General features: G+C 44.4%; 24 protein-coding genes and 1 riboswitch. Of the genes, 2 read left to right on the top strand and 22 right to left on the bottom strand.

All coding sequences use genetic code 11. The annotated features are described in order from the left end of the window. Positions 1 to 4: 4 nt before the first annotated feature. Together EJA10_RS02290 and EJA10_RS02285 are read right to left on the bottom strand one after the other, a co-directional pair. Positions 5 to 895 (bottom strand): nitrilase-related carbon-nitrogen hydrolase, encoded by an 891-nt coding sequence (locus EJA10_RS02290; RefSeq protein ID WP_125478394.1) that lies wholly within the window; start codon positions 893 to 895, stop codon positions 5 to 7. 277 nt (positions 896 to 1172) lie between these two features. Beyond that, complete coding sequence (locus EJA10_RS02285; RefSeq protein ID WP_246017649.1) at positions 1173 to 2705, bottom strand: DUF4145 domain-containing protein; 1533 nt, start codon at positions 2703 to 2705, stop codon at positions 1173 to 1175. 497 nt (positions 2706 to 3202) lie between these two features. On the opposite strand from EJA10_RS02285, the gene EJA10_RS02280 reads away from it, so the two are divergent. Continuing rightward, a complete protein-coding gene (locus tag EJA10_RS02280) occupies positions 3203 to 3382 on the top strand; it encodes a hypothetical protein (protein WP_125478393.1) in 180 nt (59 codons plus the stop codon). A 137-nt stretch (positions 3383 to 3519) separates the two neighbouring features. On the opposite strand, the gene EJA10_RS02275 is transcribed toward EJA10_RS02280, so the two are convergent. The 3 genes from EJA10_RS02275 to EJA10_RS02265 form a co-directional block, all read right to left on the bottom strand. Next, positions 3520 to 3759 carry a hypothetical protein gene (locus tag EJA10_RS02275; RefSeq protein WP_125478392.1) on the bottom strand — a complete coding sequence of 80 codons (240 nt, stop codon included), beginning with the start codon at positions 3757 to 3759 and terminating at the stop codon, positions 3520 to 3522. 72 nt (positions 3760 to 3831) lie between these two features. Continuing rightward, complete coding sequence (locus EJA10_RS02270) at positions 3832 to 4707, bottom strand: proline iminopeptidase-family hydrolase (RefSeq protein ID WP_211340519.1); 876 nt, start codon at positions 4705 to 4707, stop codon at positions 3832 to 3834. Between the two features lie 25 nt (positions 4708 to 4732). Then, on the bottom strand, positions 4733 to 5653 hold the full coding sequence (locus EJA10_RS02265) for a DMT family transporter (protein WP_125478390.1): 921 nt from the start codon (positions 5651 to 5653) through the stop codon (positions 4733 to 4735). A 353-nt stretch (positions 5654 to 6006) separates the two neighbouring features. Between EJA10_RS02265 and EJA10_RS02260 the strand changes: the two genes are divergently transcribed. Continuing rightward, positions 6007 to 6858: an STAS domain-containing protein gene (locus EJA10_RS02260; RefSeq protein WP_125478389.1), complete on the top strand. Its 852-nt coding sequence runs from the start codon at positions 6007 to 6009 to the stop codon at positions 6856 to 6858. Between the two features lie 213 nt (positions 6859 to 7071). On the opposite strand, the gene EJA10_RS02255 is transcribed toward EJA10_RS02260, so the two are convergent. The 17 genes from EJA10_RS02255 to EJA10_RS02175 all read right to left on the bottom strand — a co-directional run bounded on the left by EJA10_RS02255 (position 7072) and on the right by EJA10_RS02175 (position 19704). After that, complete coding sequence (locus EJA10_RS02255; RefSeq protein WP_246017648.1) at positions 7072 to 7287, bottom strand: hypothetical protein; 216 nt, start codon at positions 7285 to 7287, stop codon at positions 7072 to 7074. A gap of 115 nt (positions 7288 to 7402) precedes the next feature. Next, positions 7403 to 7810: a hypothetical protein gene (locus EJA10_RS02250; RefSeq protein WP_125478387.1), complete on the bottom strand. Its 408-nt coding sequence runs from the start codon at positions 7808 to 7810 to the stop codon at positions 7403 to 7405. Positions 7811 to 8229: 419 nt separating this feature from the next. Continuing rightward, complete coding sequence (locus EJA10_RS02245; protein WP_125478386.1) at positions 8230 to 8853, bottom strand: histidine phosphatase family protein; 624 nt, start codon at positions 8851 to 8853, stop codon at positions 8230 to 8232. 4 nt (positions 8854 to 8857) lie between these two features. After that, positions 8858 to 9577 carry an AIR synthase related protein gene (locus tag EJA10_RS02240; RefSeq protein ID WP_125478385.1) on the bottom strand — a complete coding sequence of 240 codons (720 nt, stop codon included), beginning with the start codon at positions 9575 to 9577 and terminating at the stop codon, positions 8858 to 8860. A gap of 30 nt (positions 9578 to 9607) precedes the next feature. Further along, on the bottom strand, positions 9608 to 10099 hold the full coding sequence (locus EJA10_RS02235; protein ID WP_125478384.1) for an ECF transporter S component: 492 nt from the start codon (positions 10097 to 10099) through the stop codon (positions 9608 to 9610). Continuing rightward, entirely contained in the window at positions 10089 to 10685 is a 597-nt protein-coding gene (locus EJA10_RS02230; RefSeq protein ID WP_125478383.1) for a cob(I)yrinic acid a,c-diamide adenosyltransferase, read from the bottom strand. Before EJA10_RS02230 ends, EJA10_RS02235 begins: the two co-directional genes overlap by 11 nt. A 13-nt stretch (positions 10686 to 10698) precedes the next feature. After that, positions 10699 to 11127 carry a bifunctional adenosylcobinamide kinase/adenosylcobinamide-phosphate guanylyltransferase gene (locus EJA10_RS02225; protein ID WP_125478382.1) on the bottom strand — a complete coding sequence of 143 codons (429 nt, stop codon included), beginning with the start codon at positions 11125 to 11127 and terminating at the stop codon, positions 10699 to 10701. Next, positions 11061 to 11690, bottom strand: coding sequence for a histidine phosphatase family protein (locus tag EJA10_RS02220; protein ID WP_125478381.1), 630 nt, complete (start codon positions 11688 to 11690; stop codon positions 11061 to 11063). The genes EJA10_RS02225 and EJA10_RS02220 overlap by 67 nt, the downstream gene beginning before the upstream one ends. Next, complete coding sequence (gene cobS / locus EJA10_RS02215; protein ID WP_125478380.1) at positions 11648 to 12433, bottom strand: adenosylcobinamide-GDP ribazoletransferase; 786 nt, start codon at positions 12431 to 12433, stop codon at positions 11648 to 11650. The genes EJA10_RS02220 and cobS overlap by 43 nt, the downstream gene beginning before the upstream one ends. After that, positions 12420 to 13922 carry a cobyric acid synthase gene (locus EJA10_RS02210; protein WP_125478379.1) on the bottom strand — a complete coding sequence of 501 codons (1503 nt, stop codon included), beginning with the start codon at positions 13920 to 13922 and terminating at the stop codon, positions 12420 to 12422. Before EJA10_RS02210 ends, cobS begins: the two co-directional genes overlap by 14 nt. Further along, a complete protein-coding gene (locus EJA10_RS02205) occupies positions 13919 to 14500 on the bottom strand; it encodes a bifunctional adenosylcobinamide kinase/adenosylcobinamide-phosphate guanylyltransferase (RefSeq protein WP_125478378.1) in 582 nt (193 codons plus the stop codon). Before EJA10_RS02205 ends, EJA10_RS02210 begins: the two co-directional genes overlap by 4 nt. After that, on the bottom strand, positions 14479 to 15558 hold the full coding sequence (cobD, locus tag EJA10_RS02200; RefSeq protein WP_125478377.1) for a threonine-phosphate decarboxylase CobD: 1080 nt from the start codon (positions 15556 to 15558) through the stop codon (positions 14479 to 14481). Before cobD ends, EJA10_RS02205 begins: the two co-directional genes overlap by 22 nt. Then, positions 15515 to 16498 carry an adenosylcobinamide-phosphate synthase CbiB gene (gene cbiB / locus EJA10_RS02195; protein ID WP_125478376.1) on the bottom strand — a complete coding sequence of 328 codons (984 nt, stop codon included), beginning with the start codon at positions 16496 to 16498 and terminating at the stop codon, positions 15515 to 15517. The genes cobD and cbiB overlap by 44 nt, the downstream gene beginning before the upstream one ends. Beyond that, positions 16495 to 17166 (bottom strand): adenosylcobinamide amidohydrolase, encoded by a 672-nt coding sequence (locus EJA10_RS02190; protein WP_125478375.1) that lies wholly within the window; start codon positions 17164 to 17166, stop codon positions 16495 to 16497. The genes cbiB and EJA10_RS02190 overlap by 4 nt, the downstream gene beginning before the upstream one ends. A 55-nt stretch (positions 17167 to 17221) precedes the next feature. Further along, positions 17222 to 18199 (bottom strand): ABC transporter substrate-binding protein, encoded by a 978-nt coding sequence (locus EJA10_RS02185; RefSeq protein ID WP_125478374.1) that lies wholly within the window; start codon positions 18197 to 18199, stop codon positions 17222 to 17224. A 195-nt stretch (positions 18200 to 18394) separates the two neighbouring features. Then, positions 18395 to 18588: riboswitch (cobalamin riboswitch) on the bottom strand. Between the two features lie 184 nt (positions 18589 to 18772). Further along, entirely contained in the window at positions 18773 to 19216 is a 444-nt protein-coding gene (locus EJA10_RS02180) for a MarR family winged helix-turn-helix transcriptional regulator (protein WP_125478532.1), read from the bottom strand. A gap of 11 nt (positions 19217 to 19227) precedes the next feature. Beyond that, on the bottom strand, positions 19228 to 19704 hold the full coding sequence (locus EJA10_RS02175; RefSeq protein ID WP_125478373.1) for a glutathione peroxidase: 477 nt from the start codon (positions 19702 to 19704) through the stop codon (positions 19228 to 19230). Positions 19705 to 19855 lie beyond the last annotated feature (151 nt).

The raw sequence follows: 19855 nt of genomic DNA, 5'->3' as shown, positions 1-19855 counted from the left end.
ATGGTTATGGTAAAAGTGCTGTCATATCCTCATACGTTTCCGGACGTCTGTCACGATAGAACTGCCACGTATCGCGGACCTCCCGGATCAACTTCTTATTCATTTCGCCAATAATGACCTCATCCTGATCCCGGCTTCCCATCGCAACAAAATTGCCTCGCGGGTCGACGAGATAAGATTGGCCATAAAACTCGCCCATATTCCACGGACCTTCCATTCCAACCCGGTTGATCGCCCCAACATAGTAGCCATTCGCTACAGCATGGGCCGGTTGCTCCAGCTTCCAGAGGTATTCCGACAAACCGGCAACTGTTGCAGACGGGTTCAACACAACTTCAGCACCTTTTAATCCTAGTAATCTCGCACCCTCAGGGAAATGGCGGTCATAGCAAATGTAGACTCCTACCTTTGCAAAAGCTGTGTCGAAAACTGGATATCCAAGATTTCCTGGTTTGAAATAATACTTCTCCCAGAAACCGCATCCCTGGTCCCCAACACCAACATGCGGGATATGCTGCTTTCGGTATTTTCCTAGATACGAACCATCCGCATCGATCACCGCGGCTGTATTATAGTACGTAGCAATTCCTTCTCTTTCATAAATAGGCAGGACAATGACAACACCAAGTTCCTTCGCCAACTCCTGGAACAGCTTTGTCGTCGGTCCATTCGGAATCTCCTCTGCCGCGTCATACCATTTTGCATTCTGTTCCGAGCAAAAATACGGACCATAGAAAATCTCCTGAAGGCAAATAATCTGTGCTCCTTGATCCTTCGCTTCTTTCACCAGCCTGATATGCTTCTCGATCGCTTTTTGTTTATGAACCTCCACAGGCTCACGGCCATCCACATCATTGGATGCCTGAATTAGCCCGATTTTTACAGTGTCCGACATTTCTGATTCCCCCTCTTATAAAATTTGTTGTCGCATTTTGTAAGCGCTTACATAATTCTTTAGTAAACGACAAATCTCGTGATGTTTGGCATGGTATGTACTTTTAGTAACCTCCTTCTCATTGTTTTCTGAATAATTAGAAACTTATGCTTATTTTACAGTTTTCCTTTTTTGTTTGCACTATACATAATGTTAAAAGATGTACAGCGTGTACTGTTCATTTTGTAAGATTCATATAAAAGTGCCAGAAAGGAACAAAACCTTTCTGGCATGATTTTTAAAGCTTCAGAAGTGGAATATCAACTTCAACACCAAGTGAAGTGAGGATCTTCCCAAGTGTTTCAAGTCCAGACTTAGGGTTGATCTTCATCTCTAGATAATAAAGAGCACCCGTTGTTTGAGATTGATAGGTATGCAGCTGCGTGAACGGTCTCTGGTCTGGATGGACCGGCTTCAGGGCAATCGCATAGCGCTTGCCATTGTCGGTCGAACCAAGGATAATCCCCTCTTTGACCATCTCATGAAGAGGCAGACGCTGATCCTCGATCCATTTTAGCGCCGCTTTCCAAATCGCTGGGACACTCTCGCCCTCGATAACAGTCTTGGTACTGCCCATCTTAACTTTCACATACAACGCTTCCCATTTCTTATAGCTTTTCCGCTCAATGAGAACTTCCTCCTCATTGTTAACCGCTGTTTCATTCACCTTTGCCTTCAGCTGCTCGAAAAGCTTCTCAACAGTCCCGACCCCGACATTATCATATTTCGCAAGAATCACTAACTCCATCGGAAGTTGGCCGACCGTCTCGATCTGGTCTTCGTTCAGCTGTCTTAACAGGCTCGGAATTCCAGTGAACTCTTCCGCAGTCAAACGTACCTTTTTCAATTCATCAGTAACGACAATATGGTTCGCCTTGTAAAAGAAGAACAGCTCCCCTTGCCGCTTTAGCGTCAGGTTTCTGCGAGTTTTTTCCTCTTCGATAAAAACACCAAGCTCCTCGAAAAATTGCTCATCATTCTTTTCGCTGTACCGTTTCACATTTTTATGAAGGCCTTCAAGATTGCTCGGCAGCTCGCTCATAATCCGCGCTTCCTGTTCAGCACCAAGACGGATCAGGAAGGTTTCAGATTTATCAAACCGCTGCGGCAATAGGAACGCATCACGGAGAAAATACGGAATCTCCAGCGATCGACCTTTATAGGTGATGGTCCTGATTGGTGTGAAACCAGGCGTCTCCTGAACTTCAATTTGCGGAGGTGCAACCGCCACGGCTACTTCTTCTCTTGCAGCTGTCTCCACCTGCTGTACCGGCGGATTCTTGAGCAATTCCTCCAGTCCCTTGAGACGGATCTCGAGCTCGGTCATATCAAACACATTCTCGGTCTGCGGCGCAGGATCCTGATAATCAGGCACCGTCACATCGACTGGCCCGTACACCTCAACATACCATTTCACAATGCTGTACAATGCTTCCCATGATAAAAGCGCCTCAGAATAACGGAACATCCTCGCATCATGTGCCGCCTGGTTCCCCAGCCTGCGCACCAGATGCAGCGCATCACGGATTTCCGGAATCAGGTAACCCTGATCATTAAGAAGATCCAGCCGCTCTTTAAGCCCAGTCCGCGGATCCTCAATGATTCCCTCTGCCTTCGTCACCTGCTGCAGGATATTTTCGATAAATACCCGCGAATGAGTCAGCATCGTCCTCGGACTGTTAAAGATACTATTCTCCAATTCCTTCGCCACAAGCGCCAATTCTCTCGAAATTGGCTCCAAAAACTGATAAAAATATGTATTCGTCTTCATTTTTGATCCCCCGAATGTAATCTCTTTATGATTTTATCATAATAATAGCTTTATTTTGGCTCAAACCAGAGATTGGAAGACCACTATTTTATCCGTTCCTATTTTTATTGGCGAAAACCAGCTGTTTATTGGCGATCATTTCATTTTATTGGCGAAAAATAAAGATTTATTGGCGAAAAATCGATTTTATTGGCGAAAACAACACATTTATTGGCGAACTGGAAATTATGAGCGGTTTTTCCAGTTGTTTTCTCGCCTATCAAAACAGGTTATAGCGAAAATTAATTTTAATAGCGATTTTTTATTTTTTATAGCGAAATTATAGTTTTAATAGCGAAAACAAGAATTTTATAGCGATAATCTCATTTTTATAGCGAACTGGAAAATTTTCATTATATCTTCCATTTTTTTGCCCATCGAACAAATTCCTGCGACATAAAAATTCAACTACAGGCGAAAGATATAATAAAGTTGTTCAGTGTCATAGGAGGATAATCATGAGAAAAGTTATTTGCAAAAATAACAATGGCATAGAGCTGGAATTCAACATCGATGAGGAATATGAAGTCGAAAGAGAATTTGAAAACACCTATACCGTCATCAACAAACTTGGGAAAAAGCATACCGTTTTTAAAACACACTTTGAACCCAATGATGAACTCAAACCCGAAGTTTAACTTAACCGGTAATGATAAAATCAACTACACTTCTATTTGTAAAAAAGAGACCCTCGTAATTCGAAGGTCTTTTTTCATGCAGCTGATCCAAGCACAATCCAACAAAAAAACCCCTCGAATTCTCGAGAGATTTTCCATCATGCGTATCGAATACCCGCAGGCTTCACTTTATGAAGATTACCGGAACTGCATGGTGTCACGCCGTATGTCATGCCGCAGCTTGGGCAATTGATCACCATGGTTTCCATCGTGAACATTTCCCCGCATTCGCAGGCGATTTGGTGCGCCACACGCGGCTTCAATTGATCTCTTCCTTTATTTTTCACATGGTCAACAATCGCTTTGCCATCTTCTAGTCTTGAACAACCACAGCTCATGAAAAATCTCCTTTACGCTAAATTAACACTATAAACTTAGCATAAGGATGGCAAAAGGCAGTATAGCAAAAGTCACACCTGGCGATCGACTTTATTCAGAAAATCGCCGATGACCTGCAGATACTCTTCCGGCTCTTCCATATACGGCATATGCGCGCTCTTTTCAAACACATGGAACTCAGAACCAGGCGTCAACCGGCTAAAATGCTCTGTCGATTCAGGTGTTGCTTCATCATAACGGCCGCATGTATACAGCGTCGGACACTTAATCTCACCGAGTTCAGGTGTGCAATCAAACGTTTTGAGATTGCCAAGCACCGTAAATTCGGATGGACCCCACATCGTCTGGTAGACATCCGGGTTTTTCATCCCGGCACCCGCTTTAAGCCACTCCAAATCAGGTTCCCCGCGGAGCACGAACTCCTTGCTGAACTCCTTGATCGCGGCCTTGAACTCCTCGGAATCGGTATCTCCGCTCTCTTCACAGCGGCGGATCGTCTCCTGCACGTCAACCGGCAGCTTGGCAATATTCCGCTTCTGGTCCTCTTCCCACATCGGCGCACTGAGGCATGGACTGGAAAAAACCACACTCTTCACCCCACTCGGCTTCGTCAGCACATAAGCCGCAGCCAAAGTTGTCCCCCATGAATGGCCAAGGATATGGACCTCATTCAGCTTCAGAGCTTCCCTCACCTGGCCAAGCTCCTCGACAAAACGGTCGATATTCCACAGCGCTTTATCCGTCGGGCGGTCTGATTTTCCGCAGCCAAGCTGGTCATACATAACAACCGGACGATCCTTGCCTAGCGCCTTCAGTCCTTTTAGCGAATAAGTGGAAGACCCTGGCCCTCCATGTAAAATAACGACCGGCGTGTCTTTCGCATCCTTATTGTAAATTTCATACCAGACTCTCCCGCCGGTAACCTCCACAAAACCTTCTTCGTACATCAGCTATTCCTCCTAAATTTTTTCCCTATGCTTCCTCCGCCAATTGGACACTCTTCTTTCTCGTAAAAGAAGTAATAAAGACGCCAATAAAAACAAGGCATCCACCAAGTACCTGCGGAATCGTGATCACTTCTCCCAGGACAAGGAACGCGGCAATCGTTCCAAACACCGGTATGAGATTCAGTGAAATCGACGCTTTCGACGGTCCAATCATCGCCACGGCACGATTCCATAATAGAAACGAACAAATCGACGGGAAGATCCCTATGTAAAATAAAGCACTCCACTCTGCCATTGTTGGTACATCAACCTGCACAATTGCCAGCTCAATCGCAACCGCAGGAATCATCACCGTAAACCCAATGGCGAGCGTGAATCCGAAAATCGCCAGCGAAGGCAGCTTTCCGGAAATCTTTTTGATAAAAATAGAATACAAGGACCAAGAAATGACGGCAAGAACCATGATCAAGTCACCCATATTGAACTGTAAGGCAATCAGTCTTTCAAACGAACCCTGAGTGATGACCACGAGCACGCCAATCATCGAAATCGCCATCGATACCCAGTACTTCAATTCCATTTTCTCGCCAATCAACAGCGCAGATAAAAGGAAAATGAATAAGGGACTAGTGCTGTTTAACAGCGTCGCATTGATCGCCGATGTATAGTGGACCGCCCAATAAATCAAGAGGTTGAATCCGACCACGCCTGTCACGGCAAGAAAAACCAGCAATTTAAAATGCTCCTTTAGTGCAGCCCTCTCCCTCCGGAAAAGCCTAATGATCAATGGCGACATGATCAGGACACCAATCGTCAGCCGAGTGAATGAAATGGTCACTGGCGGAAGAGAACCAGCAAGGAACTTCCCGGCCACCGCATTCCCGCCCCAAAAAAGCGCTGCTCCAACCAGAAGCAGGTATGGTGCGTTTCCCAGTCTCTGAATCACACCTCCACCTCCCTGCTATTTTTTGATGTAACGCCTTATGTTTTATTCTATATAGAATGTTATTTTACCTTTTTTATTTCCATAGTCGAATCATATAAATTAATTAGCAAAATATGACGATAATCTTTCAATCTCACTCCTGTGATTAACTCGCTTTTCCAATTTTAGTGTGTTATGTTTAGTGAACATTCGAATTTCCACCTTTCCTCAATGAGCTCCTTTCTTTATCTTTCCTTAACAGCCCTATTATTCACCCGTTTGTGTTCTTAATTATTATTGGTTGATTTCTTTCTCATTTTACACTCCATGCTTTAAAATTATCGTTCAATATATAGAACGAAAGGAGACGTCATATGACAAATAAAGTAGAATTTGAATTTATTGGGATGGAAATCTTTGGAAATCGGCATGTACTCGCTAAATTATTTACTGATAACGATCAAAGAAATACTACTGAGCAACTGGAGAAATTTAATATCCCTGAATCGGAGTACAAAAAATATACTACTGAAATAATTGGACTCTTTGGAGAAGCATTATATAAAAACCAAGAAGAAGTTTATGAATCTGTACGCCAATGGGCTAAAAACGCAGCCAACCTGACCATTAAGCATGGTGTCACTTTAACACAATCCTTAAGAGTTATTTCATTGTTTCGCTTAATCATTTGGGAACTGTTCACGGAAGAATTAGAACAAAATCGCATTGAATGCAACACTTTGGTCCAAATAACGGAAAGGTATGATAAACTGATTGATTCCGTCTTCAGAATCATTGGAGAGGTTCACGAAAATAATAATCTTATGCGTGTTAAATCATTCTCTGCAGAATTAGAAATACTCTCTGTCCCGGTTGTTCCCATAACACAGGGGGTTGCAGTCTTACCACTAATTGGAACAATAGATCTTGAACGCTCCAAGATGATCATGCAAGTTTCGTTAAATGAGTCTATTAGACTTAAACTTCAACATTTTATTTTGGATTTTTCAAAAGTAACAGTAATCGATAATGTAGTTGCAAATTCACTTTTTCAAATCATTAAAACATTAAAGTTGATAGGTGTAGATACTATAATTACCGGCATCCGTCCAGCAATTGCTGAAACCATCACCCGAATTGGATTTGATTTTAACATAACCAAATTTTACAGTTCTTTAGAAAGAGCTTTATCAGACCTGGGATTTAAACAAGTAGCTGCAATATAAATTCATAAGAGAAAACACCTTTATGGTGTTTTTTCGTATTTAAATAGTTTCATAACAGAACGTGTTAAAGAGTGGGTGAAACACAAGAAGAGTTTTTTATTTTGGCTTTTGTGCTACTTAGAAGATTTAAAATCGGAGAATTTATGAAGGATCTTATAATTAATTGAAAAACATCCGTACATGCTTCAAAAGACAGTAGGCGTATTTAGTACCTTACTGCTTGCTCAGTCGCTCAATCTTTGTTTCCAGTCTATAGACTCTATTGTTTAAAACATCAGTTTTTATATCAAAATGTTCAACAATCTTGTATGTGTAAAAGCCCAAACTCTCAACAAGATTCTGTTGAATTTTCGCCTGGCCAATTTCCAGTCTTTGCTGACCTTCTATCAACTCGTTCAAAACTGCACGCATTTCTTTCAGTTCACTCATATCTTGCACTTCCATTTGTAGACTATCAATGCTCACCGCAAAAGGCAGAAATGTTCCTGAACTAAGCAGTTTACAGAACCATTCGGCTAGTTGCTCAGCTATATTAGCGTATATACTAACTTTGGATCGCTTTCTCCAAAACAAATAATCGCTTGTCCATTTCAATTAATCTGTTGTTAAAATAGTCAACTTCCAGATCTGTTTTCTTTTTGTTTACTTTCAAAATTGCAATGACATCATCATTTTGAGAAATTTCAATTCTTTTGACCGTTTTTTGGATTTCTTGTACATTAGACTTGACTTCTAGAACTTCTGTTTCTACTCTTTCTAAGTTCACCTTTACCTCATGTACGTCTGTTTCTACTCTTTGTACATTTGCCTTTACCTCATGTACGTCTGTTTCTACTCTTTGTACATTTGCCTTTACCTCATGTATGTCTGTTTCTACTCTTTGTACGTTTGTTTTAACTTCTAGTAGATCTTTTTGCATTCCCATTAAGATTTCTAAAATTTGCTTTTCCATACTTTTTCACCTCCTTGACCATTATTATATAAGACTTTTGAATATATGTCTCTGAAATGATTTTAGCATTCGTTCACTTAAAAGAAGCACAAGGTAAAGTCCTTATGCTTCTCTCCTATCAAGCTTGGTTATACAGCTTCATTTTCTCGCGGAGCACACTCAACTGTTTCCTCAATTGTACATATTCTGCATACTCAATATCGCAAATGAACACAGGGCTTACCCTGTACTTCTATGGCGCGGATCTTGATGTTGAAGAGGATAAAGATTCCTCTATGTTCGACCCGTGTCCGGATAATATCTAAGACAGTTTGTCTCAGTAGAGACAGAAATTGAAACATGCACGATAAGTTTTTTTATGTAAACACTTGGCTTCAAGAGGCTGAAGCCGGGAAATTGATTTGGGTCATCTCATATGGCTAACCAGACTTGTATGAGGACCAATGTGATATGCAGGCTTCAAGCTTCAGCTCTTTTTTCCCACCACTCAATGTCAAAACCGTCAAACTCGTGCCGTGGATATACGGCGGATCCCAAACCTGGCTGATTGAAGCATTTCGACATAGGAGGTGCAGAGTCTTAATGACGACTCCGTGTGTCACAATCAGGACATTTCCCTCCGTCATTTTTTTCTCTAGATCTTCTAGAAACTGCAGTAGTCTTTGCTGAACCTGCAGAAAGGTCTCTCCGTCTTCATTTTCGTATGCTTCGGGCTGGTTCCAATAGGAGTCGAAAGCATTTGGATAGTGAGATTTAATCTCGGCTTCCGTTTTCCCCTGCCACGTTCCGAGGTCAATCTCCATCAGCCTTTCGTCCGTTATTAGAGGGATTAGCCGCTCTCCTTTTACCAGTCTTGCAGTATCCAATGTTCGCCCGCTTGGGGAGGAGATGATTTGCCGGAATTCTGTATCTTTAAGTCTTTCACCCAGTAGTATGGCATCTTCCTCTCCCTTCATTGTGAGTGCAGAATCGAGCCGCCCCTGGCTCCTCTTCTCCTTATTCCATTCTGTTTCCCCATGTCTGATTACATATAAATGAAGCACGTTTTCACCCCAAATAATTGATTTCGTGAAAATGGCGGCCTGCTATGGAAGCCACCTTCGTTTTTAATGATTCCGGATAGACAGCAATAAAGCAGGTTGAAGGGCCTGAAGACTTAATCAGATCAAGGTTTGTTTCCAGATTCTTCGCCGAAAACTGTAGGTTCGTAAAAAGACCATTCAATTCATATAAAATCCCTTTGGAGCCTACCGGAATCGTCACTACCGATTCTAGCGCGCAAATCTCTTTGAATACTGCTAACGGGACAACGTCATCTTTCCTTTTTACCACTTCTTGTCCTACAAGCGGCTGGCCGATGACTGCCATGAGGGTTTGATCATTATAGGTCAGCTGATCGTGTTCTGTTCTCCCTGCGATCTTTCCAAGTACAGTTAAACCAATCGCCGACTGGCTCAAAGAAAAATTGCTCTCTGTGCTGCCTGTGATTTTCACATTCTGTTTCCCAAGCTCCGTCATACCCTGCTCAATTCCTTTTACTAGTGCTTCCCATGCATCTTCACCGCAGAAATTTTGGAGTGTGACGGCAAATGGCTCAGCACCGGCACTTATGCATTCCATGACAGCGACCCTGAACGAATAGTAAGCCACGGTTTCATAAGGAACCTGGACCGCATCCTTCTCTTTCATTCCGACTGACCCGCTATTGTCACTTGCCATAATGAGGCTGATTTCTTCATTAACAGGAATCATCAATATGTCCCTCAAGGAAAACCCTCCTCTAAAATAAACCCTTCTCTAGGTTTCCCTTGAGAATAGCGGGGAACGCTCAAACACTCGAGCTATCCTCGGCAATACCAGGAAAGCGAGCACTGTGTTCAAAACAGAACCGGTGAAAAGGGATGGCACGATCGCGATATAAAATGGCATTCCCATAATGAAAATGAACGGAAGCGGTGCGACAAAGCTGTTACCGATGACAAAGAGCATACCCGCAGACAACCGCTTGTCATTTTTATACAACAATGCAAACACATACGCCAATAGAGCCATCTCGCCAGCAATCAATACATGAAATGGGCCGAGAGGCAATCCGCCGATCAAAGCCGAAAGCAAATGGCCCAGGCTTCCTGCTGCCGCTCCTGCAGGCCCGCCAAATAATCCAGCGGCCAGCAAAGCGGGAAAAGAGTCCAATGCCACACTTCCAATCGGAGCAGGAATTTTAAGGGACGCCCCAACCGCAGAAAGGGCAACCAGCATGGCGATCCATGACAACCTCCTACTCTTCACCCTTATTCTCCTCCTTGCGCTTCCCTTCTCTAAAAACTCTTGCGCTGCGGACATATTCAACATCCTTATGGTTAAGCCTGAAATTAATCACTCTACCAAGTGCAAAGAAATAATCTGATAATCTATTTAAATACTTCAATGCTATTTCTGAACATTCCGGGTCAGCCTTCAGCAATGAAACGGTTAACCTCTCCGCTCTTCTTGTCACCGTCCGGGCAATATGAATAGAAGCGGCAGCCGGGGCACCTCCTGGTAAAATGAAGCGTTCAAGCTCAGGAGCTTCAGCAATCAGTTCATCAATTTTCGTCTCAAGGTAGTCAATCGATTCCATTGTCAGCTTAAGTTCCCTTGTCTTTGTCACATTCGCCAGGTCTCCGCCACAGTCAAACAGTTCATGCTGGATCTTTTCAAGGTCTTCGAGCACATCTTGAAAAATGGCAGCATCCAGCTGGGTTACAGCCTGTCCAACAAAACAATTGACTTCATCCACCGTACCATATGCCTCCACACGAATATCATCCTTCTCCACTCTTCCGCCAATAATACTCGTCTGGCCTTTATCGCCTGTCCTCGTATATAATCTCATTTTTAAAACCCCTTTATTTTAGTTTTTGGTTTATTCCATACCAGATGATATCAACCCGTTCAGCAGCAGACACCAGGTCTTGATAGACCCATCCAGTCACGTCCCTCCAGTTCCTGTCTTCAGGTGCCAGCGGTACAATCCCCTTTGAGATATCACAACCTATGACGACGAATTTCCGCTGTGGATGCTGACTTTCCCATACAAGCCAGTCCTGGACTAATGAATGCCAGTTCTGCCTGATCACATCTGGTCCTATGCAGCGAGCCCATTCCCGGAGCCAGGCTTCCACTCCTTCGAAAATAACGATATCCACCTTGCCAGGTTCTATAAGCGGATCTTTTTTATATGCTGAATGCCAGGAATGCTCATTTTCCTTTAACCGATATTGCTCCTTGACCCATTTTGCTTTTCCATGAAAGGCACCTCCTGTAACAAAGTGCAACGTTCTCCCCTCCTTAATCCCTCTATCTTCCATATAAAATCATAACCATGGCCATGAGGAATTCTCCAATCCCAAAAGGATTTTTCTTCCGATCCGTATTGTGTTAATAAATATCGAATCACACCCCCATGGGTCACAATGGCCGATGTCTTTATTCCATTTTCAAGGATTTCCCGTGTTATTTTGCTCCAGCCGGATTCCACTCGGCGGGCAAACTCTGAAAAGGATTCTCCATGCGGAGGAACAGCGGCGAAAGGGTCAGCAAGCCACTTTTGATACAGCGGCTTGGCCTTTAGCTGCTCATATGTACGGCCTTCCCACTCTCCGAAATTCATTTCCCTGAATTCTTCCATCTTCACTGGAACTCTGCCAGGAAAAAGGGCCTCTGCCGTTTCTCTGCATCTCCTAAGATCACTTGTATAGATCTGTTGATAAGAAACAAGAACCTCAGGAAAAACTTGACCCGGGACCAATGGGGAATCCGTCCAGCCAAGATAAGCCTGGCGTTTATTATCCTCTGTTAACCCATGGCGAAATAATGTAATAACCACATGGTCATCCATAGTACTACCTCCGTCAGTTCGACACTTGCTCCAAGAGTATCACCTGTCATCCCTCCGAACCATTTGATCAACTTTTCCCGCAGGAACAGGAAAACGAAAATCGCTGTAAGGAGCAGACAGGCAAACTCATAGGATAGATCCAAAAAAAGTGAGGTTCCGGCAAAAAGAAGCAGATAAACAGGGTAGATCCATAAAGTCCATTTGGATGAAGCTTCTCTGAATAATGCACCCAGTCCTTCGTTCCTGGCCGGCTTTATCGAGAGAAGCAGCCCGCCCATTAACATCTTGCTTAAAAAAGGGATAGCGAGTGCTAGCAAGTAAGTAGCACCCTGCAATCTTGTTACGATTTCATAAATGAAGAAGAATTTTGCGCTCAACAGGACAATGACGGATAAAACGCCAAATGCCCCTGTCCTTGGGTCCTTCATAATTTCCAGCCGCTTATCCAGATCACCAAAAGAGAAAAATGCATCACTGGAATCGATCCAGCCGTCGAGATGGATTCCCCCTGTTAAAATGATGGCAGACAGCCAAATGGCAAATGCCGCCGCCAATGCTGAAAAAGGTGTCCATTCAACAATGGCAAACAGCAATCCGGAAAGAACTCCTCCTTGCAGCAACCCCAGCAAGGGAAATGTCTGAATCGCCCTCTCAAGATGCCTCTTGTCCATCGGCAAGGCAAAATTGATGGGAATCGTGGTGAAAAATTGCAGGTTAATCAAAAATCCCTTAAGCCAGCTCATGTCTAGTACTCCATTTTTCGGAAATTTCCTTAAGCTTGTCCCAATCGATGTGACGGGTAAAATGAGCCGCCAACTCATCGTACCTGCGATCTTTTACCCTGCCGATATAAACAGGGGCACGAACAGGCTGGCCCTTCGCTTTGCGGATTGAATTGAGCCAGTGGTTTCTCCATTCATCATTGTGGAACAGATGGTGCAGGTAGGTGCCAATGATCCGTCCTCCTTGGCCATAATATCCTTCCTCTTTGCCATCCTCCAGCAATAGGAAACTCTGATACGCAGATGAGAAGACTGTTTCTCCAACATGAATCTCATAGCCTTCAAGAGTCCTGCGAATCCCTGTTCCCGGGTGAGCCGCTGCCATTCTTTGAACCGTCTTCTTGTGTGGAAGGAATGTTGTCACCGCCGGAATGATTCCCAGTCCCTCTTCCTGGCTTGAAACCGTCCCTGTATCCCTTCCATGTGGATCAAGGAGACTCTCGCCAAGCATTTGATAGCCGCCGCAAATCCCCACAATAAAGCCGCCTTTTGCTGCATAGTCAACGAGCCAGTCAGCCAAACCCGTTGCCTTGAAAAACTGCAGGTCCCGAATCGTACTCTTCGTACCAGGCAAAATGACCCCATCAGGATCCCCTATTTCATCCACCTTGCTAACCCAGCGGATGGAGACATCCGGTTCGGAATAAAATGGCTCGAGATCACTGTAGTTTGAAATATATGGAGGTTTGATTACCGCAAGATCAAGTCCAGCCTTGCTGGTTGCGGGAGGAATGGACAAAGAATCCTCTCCGTCAATCATATGGTTGTCCAAGTGCGGAAGGACACCCAGGACTGGTATCCCTGTCTTTAATTCCAGCCATTTTATCCCTTCGTCGAACAGGGACAAATCACCGCGGAATTTATTGATGACCAGTCCTTGTACCCGTGACCTTTCAGTTGGCGTCAGCAGTTCCAGGGTCCCGACAATGCTGGCAAACACTCCTCCTCTGTCAATATCAGCCACCAGTATGGCAGGTACGTCGGCCATTTCGGCTACCTTCATATTGACCAGTTCACGGTCTTTCAGGTTCATCTCTGCCGGACTCCCTGCTCCTTCCATGACGATCATTTCAAAGTCTTGACCAAGATCCTCTAATGCGGTTTGGATCGCCTCAAGCCCCAGTTCATAAAAATCTTCTCGATACGCTTTCCCGGACATCGTATTGGCGGCTTTTCCAAACAGAACCACTTCTGACTGCAGATCACAACTGGGCTTCAACAAAATCGGATTCATCATGACAGTTGCCTCTGTCCTTGCTGCCTCTGCCTGAATCCCTTGTGCTCTGCCGATTTCCTTTCCATCACTTGTTACATAGGAGTTATTGGACATATTCTGTGACTTGAACGGTGCGACGCGTACTCCTTCATTGGCGTAGGCACGGCAAATCGCAGTCGCAATCAGGCTTTTTCCCACGTCTGATGCTGTGCCAAGTATCATGATTCCTTTCATGAGATTCCCTCGCCCTTCATTAAAATCGGAATACCCACTTCCACTAAATACGCTTCATCGCACTCTTTGACGAGTGCCTGATGCAGCAGACCCAGTATCCTTGAATAGGAAAGGACCAGCCCATGGTCCCCGATTGGTTCCCAATGCACCTCATTGCTGACAATGAGGGTCGCCCTGGCCTGCCGGACTACTTGTCTTATTTCGCTTAGAATCTTAAAATAAATCATTTCTGGAAAATCCTTGTCCTTCCACAGGTCTTCCTCCTGAAAAAATTCATTATTCAATAAGGTGGTCAGGCAGTCGAGCAGGACTATATCATTCTTGGTAAGAACACTTGAAAACGGGGAGAGATTCCTGGGTATCTCCCATGTCCTCCAGTGCAAGCCGCTATATTCACGGTCCTGTTTGTGCCGAAGGATCCGATCCTCCATTTCCTCATCACTTGGCATCCCAGCGGCGACATAATGCAGCTGCCCAGAAGTCATCTCGAACCATTTACCAGCAAGGATTTCAGCAAAATGGCTTTTTCCGCTGCGGGCACCACCACTAATAAAAATTAACGTCGACTGCTTATCCATTCATCCACTCCCTCCATCAATCTGTCGTTATCGCCGGATCCCCTGATGGCAAATCGGAGCCACCCTCCCTCAAGCCCTGGGAAATTCACTGTGTGTCTCGGCACAATCCCTCTATTAACCAGGAATTGCAGAAACGGAAGCTGATCTTGAATCGATGGATCCTTCAGTAAGTAAAAATTGGTACTCGAGGGTGAAACCAATAAGTTCCTCTCTTGATAAAAATAAAAGAGGCGTTGTCTTTCTCTTTCTATTAATCGAATGGTTTCCTTTATGTACGATTCACTTTCTAGGCACCATTCACCTGCCTTTAAGGCAAGAGCATTCGTGCTCCAATGTGGCTGGAACGCAGCGACTCTTTTGATCACTGCCGAATCCGCGAGCAAATAGCCCAGCCTTAAGCCAGGGATGGCAAACATTTTTGTCATGGACCTGATGATCAGTAAATTCGGATATTTACTAATATAATGGGCTATGGATTCATATTCCGGCAGAAAATCATAAAAGGCCTCATCGACAATCAAAAAACAGTCATTCCTCCTGCATTCTTCAAGCAAGTGAAGAATGACCGGTTTCGGATAAAATACACCGGTTGGATTGGCTGGATTGCAAAGAAATAGTGCATCTGCATTCATCAATTTTCCGCTAAGATCATCATTCCTCCAATCCCAGCTGTCAGCATGCAATTGATGGTATTGTACCTTGCACTGATTCACCCTGCAGGCTTCTTCATATTCCGAAAAAGCAGGCTGTACAATAACCGCCTTTTTCCCGGCAAGCACCCGGCCAATCAGAGAAATGATTTCCGCTCCGCCATTTCCTATTAGAACCTGGTTTTCTTGCAAACCTTCCTGGGCGGATAATTTTTTCTTAAGTATCCTCCCAGCAGGATCTGGATATTGGGTTACCGTATGCAGGAGCTCCCCCCAGTTTTCTATTAAGATGGGGGGAGGCCCAAGCGGGTTGATATTCGCGCTGAAATCAATCCGCTCCTCCGGAAACGGCAGATTCATAGCTTCATATAAATAATGAGGATTGGATCCATGAGACGGCCAGTCCAAAGAGAACACCCCCGAGCCACAGCAAAAGCAAAAATACTGGCACAGTGGACGTGACGATTTTATTTGCTGCTAAAATATGATTTTTTTCCATTTCTATCTGAGCATCACCCATTGTCGCACGTTCTGAAATGATGCCCTTATAATAATTTATGCCGCCGAGCTGGATGCCAAGAATCGCTGCAACAGCAGCCTCACCCCACCCACTGTTCGGGCTCGGGTGCTTCCTTGCATCACGGCGAATCACTCTCCAGGCATCAGCTCGGGATCTGAAAAGTGGACGATTGCCAATCAGCATGCAGAGCGATGTAATCCTGCTCGGGATCCAGTTAGCAGCGTCATCAAGCTTTGCAGAAGCCCAGCCAAACTCCAGGTATTTTTCGTTTTTATAACCGACCATGGAATCACATGTATTAATAGCCCGATAGATCAGTGCAAGAGGAGCACCGCCGATCATTGCCCAAAAGAGCGGCGCAGTAATGCCATCACTTGTATTTTCTGCAACAGTTTCCACCGCGGCCCTAACAATTTCAGGTTCTTCAAGCCTCTCTGTATCACGGCCAACAATCCAGGAAAGCTTATGCCTTGCCTCCCCGAGGTCATTGTTTTTTAAAGGATTATATACCGTTAAGGCTGCTTCCTTCAGGCTTTTTTGGGCAATTGCAGTGGAAATCATGAAGGCTTCTGCGATGATTCCTGCCGCTGGATGCAGAGCATAGGATACCAATGTTACCAAGGTGGTTATCATTCCAACCGTTATGAGGACGAGAGCAGTCATGGCAATTCCCTTGCCCTTTTTGTTCGACCCCTTATTCAACCGATTTTCCAGCCTGTAAATCAGTAATCCCATCCATTTTACCGGGTGTGGCCAATGGGGAGGATCGCCAAAGACCATATCAATGATGACAGCTATAGTAAGAGCAATGAGGTGGTTCAGAATCATTTTACCGCTCTATTCCTGCTGTTCTGAATAGCGTTAACGGTACATTCATGAACACCCTTGCCAACAACCTGGCCCAGAGGGGTAATCGTCCCGGCATATTCTAGTTTTTCACCTTGTTGGGCGGCTGCGATCAGGATGCTGTCGGTTGAAGTCCCGGTAGCTATGGTTCCGGACGAACGGTCCCTGATGTCTAAATCATGCAACGCTTTTGTCTTCGCTTCAGTAGCCGTCATAATACACTGGATAAAAGCTTCCTCCGTCAGTTCCCCGTTGACGAATACCCATGTATTGATTGTGCCGGGTGATTTCTCGTATGTATACTCAGCGCTTTTAGAGGCGTCAACTGCATTGCCTACACCCGCCGTCACAACGATAAAAACAGAGAACCCTTCTTCTTCGTACAGCTTAAAACAGACATCCTCCAGCATGACAGCCGTCATCATCCCGACTGTTTCGCCAGGGTCTAATCCATGATCTGATATATATTCTGCCATCTCTTTCCTGTGGTCACTGCAGTCATAATTCTTGTTCACATGCCTGTTTACGAACGTGCTGTGCCACCCGGTTCCCGAGCCGACCACACCTGAAGACATCGTTTTTAATAGAATAGGAGATTCTAAAACAACGAACTCTTCAGACATTTTGAGCAAACCTTGTCCAATTGCCATTTATACTCTCCCCCGTCCATGCTCGGGAACATATCGATCCCCAGCGAATAATTCTTTATTTGAAAATGTCCGGGTAAACTGCTTTGGCAAGCTCCTCTACTCCCTCTGTCAATCTAGGGCCCGTACGAGTTACCTTATCAGAGTGGACATCAACGACGCGGTTTTCTTTCACGGCACTGATATTCTGCCAGCCTTCACGGCTTATAACATTTTTAACTGGTTCTGACGTGTAGTATCCATGAGTGGTAATGATCACCTCTGGATTGCTTTTAATGACAGCCTCTGATTCCATTTTTGGCCATCCCTCTTCTGTTACAGTGTTCTTGGCATTGATGATCTGCAACATCTCATCAATGAAGGTATTTTTGCCAGCGGCATAAACTTCAGGCGCGGGTGATACTTCGACAAACACTGATTTTCTGTCAACCTCTTTAATCTCCTGGGCTTTTGTTTTGATTTCTTCAACCTTTTTCTCCATGTCCGCAATTACCGTTTCCGCCTTCTCCTTCTTACCAGTAGCGGTACCAATTAAACGGATCGTTTCATAGACTTCAGTGAAATTTGCTGCATTGTTCGTGACAAGCACTGTGATTCCCGCTTCTCTTAACTGCTGTAAGCCTGCTTCACCAGCGTCAGCACTTGATGCGTGGGCAAGGACAAGATCAGGCTTTAAGGACAGGATTTTTTCAACATTGAATTCCATCCCGCCAATTTTCTCTTTTTTTGCTGCCTCTTCAGGGTAGTTATCAAAATCAGAAACACCGACAATTTGCTCTCCCAAATCAAGGCCAAAAGCAATCTCTGTATTGCTAGGCATCAATGAAACAATCTTTTCAGGCTTCGCTTCTATGGTGACTTCATTTTGTACTGCATCCGTTAAAGTGACCGGAAATTGAACAGCCTCCTGTTGGGCCGTGTCCTTCTTTGCTGTAGTTGCTACAGTTCCCGCCTTTTCCTGTTCATTCCCTCCGCATCCTGCCAGGGCTAGAACGGTAATGAACAAAGCAAATAATAATCCTTGAACCTTTTTCATCTCTCATACCTCCGAATGTTTTCGAACTTTTTCATCATCATACTCTCGATTCCTGTAAACCTCTCGTTTACGTTGGTGCAATGAATGTTCTCTATGAAACTAAAAAAAACACCTCCATCATGTACATGGAGATGTTTGTATGAGGTTCCTCTTATAAAGCCAGAATCCATCCAAACACCTCCTATCCTCGTAGGTTGTGGCGCGAAGAATCAGGCAGGTCTCCTGGCTCATGGTCATTGCTTTCAAGCGCCTTCCCATACTAGGTACAGTGGCATTTGCTTAAAGCTCCCATTTACAGTGGCGGGACCGCGTTGGATTTTCACCAACTTCCCTATTAAGTCTATAAACGGCATAGCCGTCTATAAGACACCTGATTCTTTATGTATAAATTTTCCGCTGACTCTTATTATACACAAACCTTGTCGACAGAAGTAATAATTTGTATGAAATCGATAATTTTTTCATTTCATACTTCAATCTTGAATTAATGAAAACAGTATTAACCCGCAGCGCCAAAACAGTTTTATGAACCCTTTGTCAGAAAAAAACCGAAATCATAGGCTCGATTCCGGCTTAATAACTCTTATTGTATTGAATAAACTTCCCACGCAAAACACTCAACTGCTTCATCAATTGCTCATACTCATCATACTCAATATTACAGAGCTTGAGTTCCCCAGCTATTTTCTGGACGATGGCTTCTTTTTCGCCTAATGCTTTTGGCTGTAAGGTGATGCTGACTTTCCTTTCATCTTCAGTAGATCGCTCCCTCGTTACCCAGCCACTGGCTTCCATCCTCTTGATCATCGGAGTTAAGGTGCCGGTGCCGAGGTTCAGCTTTTCTCCCAGTTCTTTGGCGGATAGTCCATCCTTCTCCCACAGCGCCAGCAGCACTAAGTACTGCGGATAGGTGAGCCCGAAGGAATTCAGCGCTTTTGTATACAGCTTGTTGAACTGGCTGCCTGCTTCATAAACAGCAAAGCACAGTTGATTTTCCAATGTTAAAAAGTCGTCCAGGTTACTCATCCTTATAATAATTCCTCAAGGTCATTCTTGATTTTTTCCGGCTCTGTGGTTGGAGCATAGCGTTTGACGACCTGGCCATTGCGGTCCACCAGGAACTTCGTGAAATTCCATTTAATATCTTTTGTCAGGACTCCGCCTTTCTGCTCTTTCAAGTATTTAAAAAGCGGATCGGCATTGGCGCCATTGACATCAAGCTTGGCATACATTGGGAAGCTGACACCGTAATTCAGCTGGCAGAACTGTGTCGTCTCCTCAATGTTTTCAAACTCCTGATTATTGAACTGGCCGCAAGGAAAGCCAAGAATCTCCAAGCCCTGCTCCTTGTATTCATCATACATTTCCTGTAGTCCTTCGAATTGAGGTGTCAGGCCGCACTTGCTGGCTGTATTGACGATCAGCAATGGCTTTCCTTCATAGTCCCGTAAAGATTGGTTTTCGCCATTCGTCTTTTTAACGGTAAAATCATAAACTGTCTGCATATTTTTGCTCCTCCTTAGAGAAAAATTATATCGTGTGCGATTTAATCGTAACAGATTCAATAGCTACTTGCAAAAATAACACATGACACAAAACAGACACAACATACCCTGCCCTACCCTGCCCCTTTTGCCCGCCCTTCTGTATATAGAC

Source organism: Mesobacillus subterraneus, assembly GCF_003937825.1.
Taxonomy (GTDB): domain Bacteria; phylum Bacillota; class Bacilli; order Bacillales; family Cytobacillaceae; genus Mesobacillus; species Mesobacillus subterraneus.
The sequence above is the reverse complement of the archived record's forward strand: the minus strand, read 5'-3'. Positions and strand labels throughout refer to the sequence as shown.